Source organism: uncultured Brachyspira sp. (assembly GCF_949287625.1).
Taxonomy (GTDB): domain Bacteria; phylum Spirochaetota; class Brachyspiria; order Brachyspirales; family Brachyspiraceae; genus Brachyspira.
Map to the genome: position 1 here is coordinate 1 of NZ_CASEGO010000061.1, position 16,484 is coordinate 16,484.

Genomic DNA, 16,484 nt, shown 5'->3' on the forward strand with positions numbered 1-16,484 from the left:
ATAAACGAATACATTCAGCTTTAAATTATGATACACCTATGTTATACTTCAAAAAGATAAGGAATACTTAAATGCAATATGTATGGCACCCATGCAATTTTACTATATTTTAATATATATTTATATATTTATATATTATACTTTTTATACTTTATTTATAAACAATAGTTATTTTAATCATATATAGAGTACCTAATATCAGTAATAATCAATAGATAATTTAATCAAGTTATAATTATAGTACGAAATAATACTATTGTAATAAACCCAAAACTTGCAAAAAATATTATTATCATTTATTATTTTTTATAATAATTTTTAAGGAGAGTTTTATGAGAATTATCGATATCAGTTCAAACAAATTACATTCTGTACTTTTTATAGTTTTGCCTGTTGTATTAATAGCAGGTTTTTTAATATTTTCAAGTGTTACTATTATATCTACTGGTGAAGTAGGAATAAGAAGCAGACTCGGTAAGGCTATATCTCAGGAAGAGCCAGGACTTCATTTTAGAATACCATTTATAGACACTATAAAAACTATGGAAGTGAGAGAGCAGACTGTAGAAAAAACATATTCAGTATCATCAAAAGATATGCAGACTATATCAATGACTTTAAATGTTCAGTACTCCATAGGAGGAGACGCTTTGGATTTATATAGAAAATTCGGAGTGGATTATAAAAACAAATTGATTAATCCTAGAATATCTGAAAGCCTTAATGCTGTTTCAGCAAGATACACTATAGAAGAGTTTATAACAAAAAGAAATGAAATGGCAGGTGAACTTTTAAAAGAAGTTACAGCCGATTTTGATGATTACGGAATAACAGTTGCTGCTTGTTCTATTATAGAGCATGATTTCTCTGATGAATTTGATCAAGCAATAGAGAGAAAATTAATAGCTTCACAGGACGCCCTAACAGCACAAAATGCTTTAGAAAAAGTACGATATGAGGCAGAAGCTGAAATTACAAAAGCTAAAGGTGTTTCTGAAGCTAATAGAATTATGCAGGAATCTTTAACTCCGCTTCTCATTCAAAGAATGTACATAGAAAAATGGGACGGTAAAATGCCTCAAGTAGCAGGCTCTGGTGTTACTCCTATGATACAAATTAAATAATGTACAAAAAAATTATAAAACATTTATATTCAACTATTGCATCTATAATATTTCCAAATCACTGCATCATATGCGGAAATATTATAGAAAGCAGTAATATGAATTATATATGCATAGACTGCATTAATAAAAAGCTGGATTATATACATAAAGATGAATATATACGATGTAATAGATGCGGTAAAGTTTTGGAAATTATAAACTCTATTTGTATATGCCAATATGAAGATATTTATTTTGATGAGTGTAAATCTATGCTTTACTATACAGATAATGCAGCAGATATTATTCATAAAATGAAGTTCTCTCACAGATATTTAATATGTCATGATTTTGCGGCAATGCTTAGCTATTATTATAAAGATTATATACTTAAATATGATGCTATTACATTCGTTCCTCTTGGAAAAAAGAGATTATTAGAAAGAGGATACAATCAAAGCGAACTTATTGCCAAAAATATATCAAAAATTCTAAATATAAAATTAATTGATGATATAATAATCCGTAAAAAAGAAACCAAAGCATTGAGTTCTTTAAATAGCAAAACAGAAAGAATAAACATGATAGAAAATGCATTTTTAGTAAATAATGATTATCATTCTTTTAATAAAATAAATCTGCTTATAATAGATGATGTAATTACCACTGGAAGTACTTTAAATGAAATATCAAAAGAAATTAAAAAACTCGAATGCATAAATAAAATAGGAGTATTAACTGCCGCAAGAGCTTAAATATATTATTAATTATTAATATATTGCAAAACCTTCTCTTTCATTTCCAAATCATTCATTTTTTCAGCACATTTTATAAAATTATCATACACAGCTTTTGCATATGATAAATGCTCATTACTAAAAGCTATTTTTACAAATTTCCATAATACATTATCTTTGTCAATCTTATCCGTATTAAGAAGAATTTTTAAAGCACAGTCTACAATTAGTATCCCAGCATTAATATTATAAAATGCATCTATATTTTTTATATCATCAATATTATTTGTAAGAGTATCATAAGCCTCATCATATTTTGAAAGCCTTACAAGATTTTCTATATAATTTCCCAAATATGAAAGCAGATAAAATAAATTCTTTTTTGAAAGCAAAGTATTTTTCTTATTTTTTTCATAATTATCCTTTGCAATAGAATATAACTCTTTATTTGCCTTAAGCTCCCCTTCTTTGTTTCCAACCTCAATCTCAAAATCTCTTAATCTCTCTAAATTAATTCTATCCCACACTTTTATAGAAGATTTCCATATATCTATAAGCTCATAATACAAATCTTTAAATCCTAGCTCCAAAGCATAATGTACAGCATAAAGTATATTTAATTTTTCTATATCATCTTCAAATCTAACATCGCTGTCATATCCTATTGAACAGTCGGCATTAGCTTCTTTAGCCTGTTTGAATAATGTTTTATTATCTTTACTATATTTATTAAGCAGAAATGTTAAAACCTCCAATGATATTCCTATACCTTTATACTTTGATGTTTTTCTATCTTTTATCTCTTCCTCAAATAAATAAATTATTATATTTTTTACAGCCTCTTTTTTTAGAGCTTTTATATTCTTATAATACAAAATAGCAAATGCAAGTCTGGCTCTTAATAAATAGTTTTTATCAACATTATCTTCGCTTTCACATGAATATTTTTTTATTAAAATGTCAAAATTTTCTTTATTATCATAAAAAGAATTAACCATATTATCAAAATCATTCTGATACTTTTTTAAAGCATTAATTAATTTTTCCTGATATAATTCCATAATAGTATACTCCTAAGTCAAAACTATATAAGAAAAATGAAGTTTTGTCAAAATTATTTTTATAGGTAAATCGGTAAATAAGCAGTAATAAATACAAAATTCTAAAAATGAATGGTTTAAATTTATAACTTACAAAACTCTGCTTTTATGAAGTACACATAGCAGCCCCAAGTGTTTTGCACTTTTTTATGCCGTCTGCCCCATTTAACCGAATGAAAGCACCATTAGGTATGGTGTTATCTGAAAAGCTGAATAAAAAATAAATAACTTAAAAAATTACTGCAATATGATATCGTATATTTCTAAATCAGTTAAATCATCATACATTATTCTTTTAATTTTTTCGCTTTCATTAAGCAAATCTGCAATTTCTTCCATTAATCCTTGATGGTTATCGTTATTCTCAGCAGCCAAAGTAAATAACAAAAATATTTTATTTTTCTCATCAAAATCCACACCATTTTTAATTTTTAAAAGTGTAATTCCATTTTTCAAAACACCATCTTCTGGTCTGGCATGCGACATAGCCATTCCGTCACCCAATACGATATAAGGACCTGATTCTTTAATATTTTTTATAATGCAATCAACATATCTAGGCTCTATACATTTATTTTCAAGTAAAAGCTCAGCACCTTTTCTTATAGCCTCTTCCCAATTATCAATACTATCAACTATATCTATTTTGTTTCTTATAAGCTGTTTTAACATACATATACCCCCGAATAATAAACTGTTTTTACATATATAGTATTATAGTTTGATTTTTATTATTTGTCAAATATATTTTAATGTACAAACAAGTTTCAAAATATCAAATTATATGTTTTTAATATATAGAAGAACAAATTCCGATAATAAATAGTTAAGGATATAACAATTTTTCTAAAAATAGGTTATATTATAGTGTAAAAATAATTGTAAATAATCTTTTAAAAGGATTTTATATTGCGTAAAAAGGATAGATACTCTAGGTTCAGAATGTATATAGCCACAACCTTGATGGCTTTTATGATACCTGCTTTATTTAGCGTATCTATAGTACTTTCAAATAAGCAGAAATATCTTGATAATGTTATAGAATATATAAATAAAGTAAGTCCTATAGACATATCAATATCAGATATAAGTATATCCTACAAATTAGAATTAGTTTTGGATAATGTTAAACTTTATTCCAAAAATAATAAAGAGGCATTCTTTGATATGGATAAAGCCTCATTAAGGTTTAATTTTTTTAGAATATTTATAAAGAGAGATCCTCTATATCTTTTAAGCGATATTAATATTGATAATGCTAATTTTTATCCTATTGTTTTTGATACTTCTATATTTAAAAGTGAAAGCACAAATAAAAAAAATATATATGAAAGTATGAGAGATACGGTTAATAGTATAACTCCTATTTTTATGGATAAAAATATCAATATAAAAAACTTCTCAGCAAAAGTGGTTGATAATAATACTACAACAGAAGTCTCTCTTAATTCTCTGTATGGTAATTTTAGAGATTACGGATATTTTCTGTCATATGATTTAAACCTGCCAGATAAAACAATAGTTCATCTTGCTTCAGAAAGTACAACTAATTTATCAGATATTAACACATTAATATATGCCAAAGATGAAAACGGAGATTTATTTAAATATAATTTATTTATAACGAATACATATGATAAAGTTGAGGCTAGTCTTCAAAATGAAAATAAATATGACTTTATAAATTTAAATTATAATCATTTCAATGAAGATATTAATTTTTCGATTACAAATATAAAAATAAAAAAAGATACTATATATAAATTTATGAATATAGCTTTGGATACGCCTATTATTTATAAGTTTGTAAAATTGGACAATAAAAAAATAACTTCTATAAGCAATTATATTAATACCTTCAGAGATGCTGATATTAACGCTTATGGTTATTATTCTCTAAAAAATATAACAAACTCATATATAGACTTTGATTTAAAAGTACGCGATAAGCTATTCAATATAGCGGTTAATGCCGAACTTACAAATAACAGCATAATACTTTCAAATGCCAATATAAATGCCCTAGATGGAAATATTATAGCAAGCGGAATAGTTCCTCTAAGCGATCCTATATCGAGCATTATATCATTAAATGTAAAAGATATAAATGCAGGAGCTAAAAAATTATCTACAAAACTTTATTTAACTCCTACCGCTGTAAATGATAAAGAAATAAAATCAAGATTCACAATATCATCTTTTACATATGCAAATACATTGGCAAATCCATTATCATTCGATTTTTCATATAACAGAGATGATAAAGAAATAGGTCTTAATTTAAGACCTAATAAATATGAACAGCCTTTTAATATGAGTTTCTCACTTGATAAAACAAAACCAATATTGGCAGAAGCTAAAGGTGTAATACCGCAGGATATATTTTTAGTATTATTAGGTAAAAATATAATAGATAATTTATCATCATTAAATATAAACTATAGCCTAAGCAATGCTATGTATACAGAAGGCAAAGGAAATGTTCATATACTTAAAGCATCATCTAGGAAAATATATACAGAAGAATATCTTATAAGAATAGGAATGTCAGCATATCAGAATGTTATAGATATAAATGATATATACTACAGACTTTCAGAAGACAGCGGTATAAATGCAAATGCCAAAATAGAATACGATAAAAATTTCAATGTAAAAATAAACGGCAATGTAGGAACACCAGCAGGTAATTACGGACTAAGCGGCTTTACAACTACATCTACAAACGGAAATAGAATAATATATGCTTCTACTGACAAATCAGAAATAATAGCAAGCGGAGTAATGGCAACAAATGGATTATTGGACTTAAACATTAAGACGCCAAAAACTTTAAGCATAAAAGATATAGATATAAATGTCGATGTTGATATAAATAACTATACTCAAGAGCCTATATATGTATACGGTAATATTAAAGCCAATAAAAACTTAGCTCCTATATTTGCTTTAAATACTCAGTTTGAGCTTTCTAATCAAAGTATAATGCTTACGAATATAGTACTTGATTACGGAGAGAATAGAGTGTCTGGAAACGGTATACTTACTTCAAGCGACGGTATAGGTAAACTTACAGCCCTTTTAAAAGATATAGAAAATGACGGTATATTTGCATTAGATGCTTCTATTAATAAAAATAATGTATACGGAAAAGTTACTATAAATCAGCTTCCTTTTGATATAAGCGGTAAAGCATACGGAATACTTACTGCCAATGCTACTATAATAGGACTTATGAACAGCCCTGTTGTATATCTTGAAAAATTTGATGTTAAAGAGTTCCAAATACCTGGTATGAGATTTGATATTTCTTTAACTGGATATTATAAAACAGATGAATTAGAATTAAAAGATATACTTGTAACCAAAACAGGTACTTTCGGTATAGTTGAATCTAAGGCATTTACAAAAAAACAGCAGATAAAAATACCTTATGCCTATTTTTCAAAAGATTTGCAGAATATGAAAGTAGAAGTTAATAATATAGTGTATTTAAGTTCATATTCAGGAACTATAGATTATAATATGAGAAGACTCCCAGACGGAAGACAGGAGTTTAGAATACAAACTACACCTATAACAATAAATAAAAGAAAACTTCCAGAGTTCGGAACAATAGTTACATATAACGGAGAAGATATTACATTTACAAATACAAAAAAACATGGTATTAACGGCTCTATTACCAAAGAAGAAGAAGGTACTAAAACAGATTTGATATATGTATATGATGATAATAATATGCTTAATATAGACGGCATGATAAAAAATACTAAAAGAGATCAGGTAGATTTACTAGTTACATCAGACATAATCAATGTAGAAGTATTTGAAATATTTAATGTATTATTTACAGAAATACATTCATCACCTACTAACTTTATGATAGATGGAAAACCATATACATTGTATGCCCATATACATGGAGATGCTGATAATGTTGCTATAGACGGCAGATTTTTAGGTCATGGAAAAAAAGTAAAAATAGCATATTTTAATGATGTATTTGATGATACTATAGTAGATTTTAATTTTGACGGACATATGTTTAATGTCAATAATTTAACGTTTACATCTAAGAAAAAGAAAAATCTAAGCGTAACTGGAGAAGCCGAAATTTTCAAAAATACTATAAATTATATGGCATTTGATTTGCTTTCTTCAGACGAGCAGCTAGGGCTTTTAGACGGCAATCTTAACTTGGGTATTACCAAAGTAAAAGGTCCTGTGCATGTCGATATTACAGTAGGCGGAAATATAGCAGCTCCTAGAATAGGAGGAGTACTTACACTTATGAAAAGCGATGTTCAGCTTTCTACTTTGCCTTCTGAAAGTACATACAAAGAAAGAGTTTACGGCATATTAAGTAAGATTTATTGGGACTTTACTATAGAAGCTTGGCGTCAGGTAAGAGTGGCACATAATTTAGTAGGAGATGTATACTTGGAAGAAGGCTCAAAAATGAGAGTTTATAATACTCTTATGGACGGTATAGAGCTTGCTGGTACTGTTAATGTAGACAGAGGAAGTATTTATTATCTTCAGAATATATATCAGCTTGAAAATGGTTCTGTTACTTTTCCGCCTAATAACAGTTTAGACCCTATAATAACAGCTACAGCATATACATATAAAAAATACTATTCTTCAACTGCAAATACATCATCTCAGTCATTTGAAAATGAAATTGCAGGGGAAAATGTTACTTTGTATATGGAAATGAATGCCAGACTCTCTCAATTAGTATCTTCTCAAAACTCTGGACTTTCACCTGTGAAATTCTACACTATACCTGCTTTAGGACAGTATCAGGTTAATCAGCTTGCAGGAATCCCTCAGGGAAGTTTCGGCAGCAGAGAGGATCAGATGTTTGCTGAAAGCACTTCAAGCAGAAGCTCTATGAATAATGATCAGCTTCAGCAGCTTACTATGAATTACAGCGATTTGCTTTTAAGAAGTACTGTACTAAGACCTGTTGAAAGATGGGTAAGACAATTTTTAGGTATAGATTATATTAACTTAAGTCCTACAGTAGTAAATAATTTATTGTTTGTTACAAATAATAATAGTATAAGTCCTACATCTGTATGGGATAATACAAGTGTAGGAATAGGAAAATATGTTTCTAAATATTTATATTTAAAATACGATGTTACTTACAGAGCAGTTGATACAACAAGACCTAGTCTTAATGGAAAAAACTTAGACCCTTATTATTTTGACCATCAGTTCGGTTTTGAGGTTTCTTTATTAAAGAATTATAAACTTGCAAATTTTGTTTTTGAGTATAAAATAAACCCTTTCGATATACGAGGAAAAGGACAAGATTTTAATATAGTTACTCGGTGGAGATTTTAGTGAATTTTATTAAGAAAAATTGTATTATTTTATTTTCATTTCTTGCACTTGCTGCAGCTTTGCTTATAGCGGCAGAAAGTGATTTTGAGAATTTACAGACAGCAAGAAATATTGCTGTATATGAAGGTCTTGTAATAAAAAGAATAGATGTTACAGGAGAAGTGAGACTTACAAAAGATCAAATAATAAACAGCTTTCCAATAAAATCTGGAAGTAAATTTCAAAGAACAGAAATAAATGAAGCAATAAAAAAACTATTCGATACGCAGTTATTTGACAGAGTAGCTATTGATGCAAACAGAGAAGATGACGGAGTTGTGTTAAATATTGTAGTAGCTGAAAGATATATTATAAAAAACATAGAATATATTGGAAATAAACGCCTAAGCAGAACAGCACTTAATGATGCCATAAAACCTATAATGAGAGCAGGAGACCCTTATATACCGCAGAAACTTAATGAAGCAGTTAATGCCATTATCACTAATTATCAGGATAAAGGATATTTAAAGGCATATGTAGAGCCTAAAGTAATAGAAAATAATGAAAGCTCTGATGTTACTATAGAAATGAATATTGTAGAAGGAAATGAAGTAAAAGTATCAAGCATAAGATTCCATGGTAATACGCATTTCTCTGTAAATGAACTTAAAAGACAAATGTCAACAAAAGAAAATGGATTTATGACATTAGGAAAATTTAATGAATTTAAATTCGAAGAAGACAAAACAAAAATTGTAAAGTATTATGCCGACAGAGGATACTACAGAGCCAAGGTAGATAATGTAAAGTTCACATATCAATGGAGAGACCCGCAAATAAAAAATGAACAGGACTTGATAATAGATATATACATCACAGAAGGCGATAAATATTATTTCGGCGATATAGGATTTAAAGGTAATTTTATTATATCATCTGAAAATATACAAAAAGATATAAAATCAAAAAAAGGAGCTTTATATAATTACACCTATCATATGACTGATTATCAGGGAATACAAAATAAATACTCTGAAAGAGGATACATATTCAGACAAGTTATACCTGTAATTACAGTCAATGAAGAAAACAAAATAGTAAATATAATGTACGATATTGTAGAAAACGATAAAGCTCATATAGAAAATATTACTATAGCTGGAAATACAAAAACTAAAGATTTTGTTATACAAAGATATATAGATATAAAACCTGGTGAAGTATTTAACACAGCTAAAATACAAAGAATACAGGAAAGATTATATAACACACAATTCTTTGATAATATTAATTTAGGAGTAAAACCTGGTTCTGCTGAAGGATTAATGGAATTAACTTTAAATGTATCTGAAGGTAAAACTGCTATGGTATCAGGCGGCGGCGGTTTCTCTACTGGTTCTGGATTTAAGGTATTTGCTTCTATTAGAGAAAATAACTTCTTAGGAAGGGGATTACAAATAGGTTTAAGCGGAGAACTTGGAGAAACTCAAAAACGTATAGCTGTAAACTTTGCTGAGCCTTATTTGCTTAATCTGCCTATATATTTGGGAGTTGATTTATCATACTTCAATGAGGGTGTTAATACAGGATATGAAATAGGGGCTGATTCTTTTGGAATACCTAAATACTCATATTATACAAGACATGGTTTTGAAGGTATAGTAAGGCTTGGTTATTATTTTGCTGACTATTACTCTACATTTATAACTTTTGATACAATAGTACAGCAGTATCAGCAGTGGCATGACCAAGGAGCAAGCGATGCTGGTCCTAATTATGTATTAAGCGACATAAAAAAATATTTGGTTCATAGAATAAATAAAAAAGACGGTTCTTTCCAAAGATGGCAAAGTGATTGGTTTACTACATTTATTGTATCATATTCTCTTCTTCGCGACAGCAGAAATGATTATTTAAACCCTACTAAAGGAAGTTTCTTAAGAGGTATAGCTGATTTCTATTTCGGACATACTCAGCTTACAAGACTTAATTTAACAGGATTCTTAGCTATTCCTGCAACAGAATGGCTTTCATTTGCATTTTATGGAGAATTAGGTCAGATTATAGCAACTCCGGGGCTTCCTATAAAAAATGACGCTGATGTTTTATATTATCTTAACCCCTTTGAAGATGTTAGAGGTTGGGATACTTCTAAATACACTATATTTAAGAAAAACAGAGGATTATCTACTTACGATATGAAAGCAGAAGATGGATCAACAGACTCTTGGAGTTATGGAAGAGCTAAAGTGAGGTTCTTTGCCGAACTTCGTATACCTATTATACCTAAAACTCTCGGATTTGTTACTTTCTTTGATGCAGGTCAGCTATGGATGCCCGGAAGTACTGGCTGGAATCAGGACGGAGATGCTCATACTTATCCTTCGCAGTTTATGGATATTAAAGATATATTTGATCCTTCTCAGTATATATATTCTGTAGGAGTAGGTATAAGACTTACAATTCCGATATTTAATGTAAGATTCTATATCGCTAAAAGATTTGTATATAATAAAAATGACGTAGGATTTGGAAAAGGACTTAAAGATTTTGAAGGAGATACTTTCACCCCTTTAGGAGCTTGGTTTGGAAGAGGCTGGGGTATTGCATTTACTATGAATCACCCATTCTATTAAAAATATATTGTTTTTGATGATAATTATATAAATTTATATATAATAACTATATATAAAAAAAGGAGATAAAAATGAAAAAATATTACATTATGAGTTTACTATTTATAGCAGTACTTACTGTATCTATTGTTAGCCCTAGAGTATTTACACAGTCATACAGACTTACAAAAGTTGGATATATTGACCTTGAAAGAGTAATTAAAGAACTTACAAGCGATGAAGAGTTCGTTGAAAAATTAAAAATGAAATTAGAAGAATATAAAAATCAAGACGCTATGCAGACTAATATGACTGATACTTCTATAGCACAAAACAACAGAGATTACTCTTTAAGAGGAGAAGTGAAAAGACAGGTTGCAAATGCTCTTATGTCAATAGTTAAAAAAGAAGGATATACTTTAATACTTGAAAGAACAGAACACTCAATACTCTATGCTGACAGAACTTTTGATATCACAGAACCAGTAATAGCAAATGTTAAAGCCTCTTTACAAAGATAAAAAATATAAAAATAGTATTTTTTGATTTAAGAACTAAAATGTATTATAAAATTATAATGCATTTTAGTTTTTCATATTTTTAATAAAATAAAAGGAGATAATAATATTTATGAAAATAAAAGATATTTGCAAGTTTATTAATGCTCAAAAAATAATAGGAGATGAAAATAAAGAAATATCTTCACTTTCTCCTATAAATCAAATAATAGAAGGATCTATAGTTTGTATAGATAATAATAAATATCTTGAAGCTGCTTTAGAGAGCGGTGCTAATGCTTTAATCTTGAAAGAAGAAACATTTAATAATATAAAAGATTTAAAAGGCAAAACTGCTGTAATATATAATAATCCTAAAGAAGCATTTATCAAATTACTTTATTTTCTATTTGAAGATAAAAAATACCCTCTAGGAACCATTGAAAAAACTGCTGTTATAAAAGAAAATGCCAACATAGATGCTAATTCCTATATCGGCGATAATGTGTATATAGGAAAAAATACTTCTGTAGGTAAAGGTTCTGTTATAGAGGCTAATGTATTTTTGGGCGATGATGTAGTTATAGGCGAAAACTGCATAATATACGCTAATGCTGTTATACATGACAGATGCATAGTAAAAAATAAAGTTATAATAGGATCTTCTACTGTCATAGGAAATGACGGATTTGGATTCTTTGAGGTTAATGGCAGACAAATGAAAATACCTCAGAGAGGAAATGTTGTTATAGAAGATGATGCTGAGCTTGGTGCTAATGTATGTATTGACAGAGCTACATTGGGTTCTACAATTATAAGAGAGGGCGTAAAAATAGATAATTTAGTTCAGATAGCTCATAACTGCGATATAGGAGAGCATTCTATAATTGTTTCTCAGGTTGGAATTGCAGGAAGTTCAAAAATAGGTCATCATTGTGTATTAGGCGGACAGGCTGCTTTAGCTGACCATGTTACACTTGGAGACAGAGTAATATTTGGAGGAAGAACCGCTGTAATGTCTAATGTAAAAGTAGAATCCAATTCCATTATGCTTGGTGCTCCTGCTCAAAATATAGAAAGAGAAAAATTAAAAATGATAGCCGAGCAGAAACTTCCAGAACTTATAAAAATCGTTGAAGAACGTTTTGGTATAAAAATAAAAAGAGTAAAATAATTTTACGATAAAATAAAAAATATACTTATACACATAATATATAATAAAAATAATCATTTTTTAAAAAAATTATTGTTGTTTTTTTTGATTAAGTATATTATCATACTAAAAAATAAAATTATTTAGGGTATTTATGGAAAATAAAAAATCATTAGGTCTTCAATTTAAGATATTTATATTATTAAGTATATCAATATTGATAATGTTTATAACTATAATATCATATATGGTAAGTCATAATATATCCAATTCAAAAGAGAAAGGATTTTTTTCAACTGAATATATGGTTACTACTTATGCTAAAGATATAGAAAAAGAAATGACATCGTATATATCTATGCTAAAAACTACATCTCTTTCTCTAAAAAATGATATTTTAAACAAAACTATTACAAGACAGTCTCATGCTGAAGTTTTAGGAGAAGTTCTTAAAAACAATAAAAATTTATTTTCAATATATGAAATGTGGGAGAAAAATGCATTTGACGGAAGAGATAATGATTTTATAGATACCGATTACGGTTCTGAAAATGACGGAAGATACGGGCCTGCATTTTTTTATGATGATAATACTGTTACTTATGACAAAGTTTATCAAGAAGAGTTTGATGCAAATCCAGACTACTACACTATACCAAAAGATACGAAACAGCTTTATATAAGCGATGTAGAAAAAGATGATACTTATACAGGAGCTGATACTGTACTTACTGTAAGTGTTGTTGAACCTATATTAGATAATTCTGGAAAGTTTTTAGGTATGGTGGGGGTAGATTTTTCTGCTGATAATTTGGTAAAAATAGTTTCTGATATATCTACTAATGAAGGTATGCAGGGTTATTTAATAAATCAGTCTGGTATAATTCTTGCTTCCACAAATACGATGAATATAGGAAGAGAGATTTCAAGTATATACACTGATAATGCTAATCAAATAATGAATGCTGTAGAAAATAGTGTTAAATATTCTTTTATTAATAAAATAGATAAACATAAAATGTTTAATATTATAGTGCCTTTAACTTCATTAAAGGATAATTATAATTCATTAGTGCTTCTTGTAAGCGTGCCTGAAATGGTTATAGTAAAAGAAAATATAATAAATGCCGTTATAACATCTATACTGGCTATTGTTATACTCATAATATTTTTAATTATAATAAATATTTTAATAAAGAAAAGTTTAATAGATCCTATATTAAAAATTCTTCATGTATCAGAAAAATTGAGCAGCGGAGATTTAACTTCATATAAAAATGAAGCATTAAGCAAGAGAAAAGATGAAATAGGATTGATATTTAACTCTATTCAAAATACACAGAATATATTATCAAATATAATAAAACAAATATTAGATTCTACCAATGCTATGGAAAATGCAAGCAAAAATGTTAGTGCTGGAAGTATTGATCTTTCAAACAGAACAGAAAAACAAAGAGATGATCTTAAACTTATAAATGAAACTATGACAAACACATTAAAAGTAATAGATAAAACAACTAATGACATAGCAGTAACTAATGATAAAATACAAGTTCTTACTGATTCAAGTGAGCATTGCTACAACTTATCAAAAGAATCTATGGCTCTTATGGAAGATATTACTAAAGCAACTGCTGAAATATCAAATATAACAAAAATGATAGATGATATAGCTATGCAGACGAATATACTTGCACTTAATGCTTCGGTTGAGGCTGCACGTGCAGGAGAGCAGGGAAAAGGATTTGCTGTTGTAGCTGCTGAAGTTAGAAACCTAGCCCAGACATCTCAGGAATCTGTAAAAAATATTACTAATATAGTTAATAACAGTATAGAAAAAATCAATGAAGGAAATACTAAAATAAAAGAAACTATGGACGCTTTGGAAGATATAACAAATAAGGCTAAAGAAAGCAGCGATATAGTAAGTCAGATGGTTGAATCTTCCACTCAGCAGGACGCTTCGGCAAGAGAAGTACAAAGTGCTGTTAATAGTGTTGATATTAGTGCTGAACAAAATACAGCTTTGGTAAAAACAAATGCTGATATAGTTATAGATATGGAAAAAGAAACGGAAAAACTTGCTGATTTGATGAAATTCTTTAGTATGAATAATGATAAATAAAACTTTTTAAAAAAATAACGGGGCTTTTGTATTTTATAAAAGCCCCATTTTTTTATTAATTATTAATTTTATATGCCTTATCTGCATGAAGCCTTTCCAGTACGCACATTAATTCCGCCTGCTGCCTCTATCATCTTAATTATATTCTGATTTCCTGATTCGCATGCATAAGTATAAGCTGATTTATTTAATTGTTTACTTACTATATTTACATCAACTTTTTTATCAAGCAAAAATTTAACCGCATCTTCCCTGCTGTTTCCTGCAGCAACCATAAGCATTGTTTCTCCGTCTCTTTTATCCTGCTCATTAAGATTTAATTTTCCGTTGTATAAAGGATATAAATACTCTATTACTTTAATATTTCCTCCAAGTATAGCAGATTTAAAAGCACTTGTAACATCAGCAGTATCTCCAGCATATAAATTAACACCTTTAGATACTAAATACTCCACAACATCTAAATATCCTATGAAAGCAGCCCAGCCTAAAGCAGTTTGTTTTAAACTATAAGTATCCTGAACTTCTATATTCTGACCTGCTTCTACCATTCTTTTTATCTCATCAAGATTTCCCTCTTTTACAGCATCAAACCACTTAGCATTAGGACCTTGAGATGGTTTTGTATAAAATATTCTATGAGAAAGCCTTCTTGGATTTGCAAGATTTGTAAGCTCTTCTGGAGTGAGCCTTGTAAATCTTGAAGTTTGCGAATAAAGAGGAATTGATAATACCAAAATAAATAATAAAGGGATTATTTTTTTCATATGATTTTCTCCTTAATTTATTTTTTATTTTAAAACTTAAAACTAATAATTTAGGTAAAAAATCATATTAATAATAATAAATAATTGTAAAAAATAATTGCATTATATTAATTATTATAGTATTATGATAACTAATAAATTCTTATTAAGGATATTACTATGATTAGAAATATTTTATTGGTTTTATTAAGTATAGCAGCAATATTTAGCGTCTCATGCGGAGGTAATTCAGCTGAAGAAAGAAACAGTAAAGAACTATTTATAAATGCAGGAGAAGAACCTAAAACAATAGACCCTACCCTATCAGGAAATGACTTCGTATATCCAAGACATGTATTTGAAACATTAATAACAAAAGACAAAGAAGGCAATCTTCAGGCAGGTGCATGCGAAAGATGGGATATATCAAAAGACGGACTTACATATACATTTTATTTGAGAACCAATGCAAAATGGTCAGACGGCAAAAAGAATGTAGTTGCTGATGATTTTGTATATGCATTACAAAGAGCTGCCAATCCTTTAAGCGGTGCTGAATATACTTCTTTTATAGAATATATAAAAAATGCAGTTAAAGTACTTTCAAGCGAACTTCCTGCAGAAGAACTAGGAGTTAAAGCTATTGATGATTATACTCTAGAAATAACATTAGAAAACCCTACTGTATATTTTCTTGATATTTTAACTTATCCTATATTTGCTCCTGTAAGAAAAGACATTATAGAAGAGTATGGAGATCAATGGTCATTAAGCCCTGAAAGCTATATAGGAAATGGTGCTTTTATTATGACAGAAAGAAACCCTGATGAAAAAATTGTTATGATAAAAAATACCAACTATTGGAATCAAAATAATATAGTACCAGAAAAAATTACTTTTGTAATGATGAAAGATGCTACTTTGGCACTTGCTGGAATAAAAGAAGGATCTTTAGATTTTTCTGTATATACTGAAAATTTTTAAGTTTGTCAATTTTTTAATTTATGGTATAATCAAAATATGGATTTTAATTTAACAGACGAAGAAATAAAATTTTTGAAA

At 28.4% G+C, this 16,484-nt stretch carries 11 protein-coding genes; 8 read left to right on the forward strand and 3 right to left on the reverse strand.

Going from position 1 to position 16,484, the window contains the following annotated elements; translation table 11 throughout:
* Positions 1–332 precede the first annotated feature (332 nt).
* Positions 333–1,124, forward strand: coding sequence for a prohibitin family protein (locus tag Q1X91_RS09985; protein ID WP_300756641.1), 792 nt, complete (start codon positions 333–335; stop codon positions 1,122–1,124).
* Positions 1,124–1,861 (forward strand): ComF family protein, encoded by a 738-nt coding sequence (locus tag Q1X91_RS09990; protein WP_300756644.1) that lies wholly within the window; start codon positions 1,124–1,126, stop codon positions 1,859–1,861. Before Q1X91_RS09985 ends, Q1X91_RS09990 begins: the two co-directional genes overlap by 1 nt.
* Before the next feature lie 8 nt (positions 1,862–1,869).
* On the opposite strand, the gene Q1X91_RS09995 is transcribed toward Q1X91_RS09990, so the two are convergent.
* Both Q1X91_RS09995 and Q1X91_RS10000 read right to left on the reverse strand, forming a co-directional pair.
* Positions 1,870–2,904 (reverse strand): hypothetical protein, encoded by a 1,035-nt coding sequence (locus Q1X91_RS09995; RefSeq protein WP_300756647.1) that lies wholly within the window; start codon positions 2,902–2,904, stop codon positions 1,870–1,872.
* A 276-nt stretch (positions 2,905–3,180) separates the two neighbouring features.
* On the reverse strand, positions 3,181–3,615 hold the full coding sequence (locus Q1X91_RS10000; protein ID WP_300756649.1) for a PTS sugar transporter subunit IIA: 435 nt from the start codon (positions 3,613–3,615) through the stop codon (positions 3,181–3,183).
* A 270-nt stretch (positions 3,616–3,885) separates the two neighbouring features.
* On the opposite strand from Q1X91_RS10000, the gene Q1X91_RS10005 reads away from it, so the two are divergent.
* From Q1X91_RS10005 to Q1X91_RS10025, 5 genes are all read left to right on the forward strand, one after another.
* Positions 3,886–8,301 (forward strand): hypothetical protein, encoded by a 4,416-nt coding sequence (locus tag Q1X91_RS10005; RefSeq protein ID WP_300756669.1) that lies wholly within the window; start codon positions 3,886–3,888, stop codon positions 8,299–8,301.
* Positions 8,301–10,919: an outer membrane protein assembly factor BamA gene (gene bamA / locus Q1X91_RS10010; RefSeq protein WP_300756652.1), complete on the forward strand. Its 2,619-nt coding sequence runs from the start codon at positions 8,301–8,303 to the stop codon at positions 10,917–10,919. The genes Q1X91_RS10005 and bamA overlap by 1 nt, the downstream gene beginning before the upstream one ends.
* A gap of 71 nt (positions 10,920–10,990) precedes the next feature.
* The gene (locus tag Q1X91_RS10015) at positions 10,991–11,419 is read left to right on the forward strand and encodes an OmpH family outer membrane protein (protein ID WP_300756655.1); all 429 of its coding nucleotides are present in this window, start codon (positions 10,991–10,993) and stop codon (positions 11,417–11,419) included.
* A 109-nt stretch (positions 11,420–11,528) separates the two neighbouring features.
* Complete coding sequence (lpxD, locus tag Q1X91_RS10020) at positions 11,529–12,569, forward strand: UDP-3-O-(3-hydroxymyristoyl)glucosamine N-acyltransferase (RefSeq protein ID WP_300756658.1); 1,041 nt, start codon at positions 11,529–11,531, stop codon at positions 12,567–12,569.
* 133 nt (positions 12,570–12,702) lie between these two features.
* The gene (locus Q1X91_RS10025) at positions 12,703–14,676 is read left to right on the forward strand and encodes a methyl-accepting chemotaxis protein (RefSeq protein WP_300756661.1); all 1,974 of its coding nucleotides are present in this window, start codon (positions 12,703–12,705) and stop codon (positions 14,674–14,676) included.
* 77 nt (positions 14,677–14,753) lie between these two features.
* Here the strand turns inward: Q1X91_RS10025 and Q1X91_RS10030 are convergent, their stop codons facing one another.
* Complete coding sequence (locus Q1X91_RS10030) at positions 14,754–15,443, reverse strand: ankyrin repeat domain-containing protein (RefSeq protein ID WP_300756663.1); 690 nt, start codon at positions 15,441–15,443, stop codon at positions 14,754–14,756.
* A 159-nt stretch (positions 15,444–15,602) separates the two neighbouring features.
* Between Q1X91_RS10030 and Q1X91_RS10035 the strand changes: the two genes are divergently transcribed.
* Entirely contained in the window at positions 15,603–16,406 is an 804-nt protein-coding gene (locus Q1X91_RS10035; RefSeq protein WP_300756666.1) for a peptide ABC transporter substrate-binding protein, read from the forward strand.
* Positions 16,407–16,484: the final 78 nt, after the last annotated feature.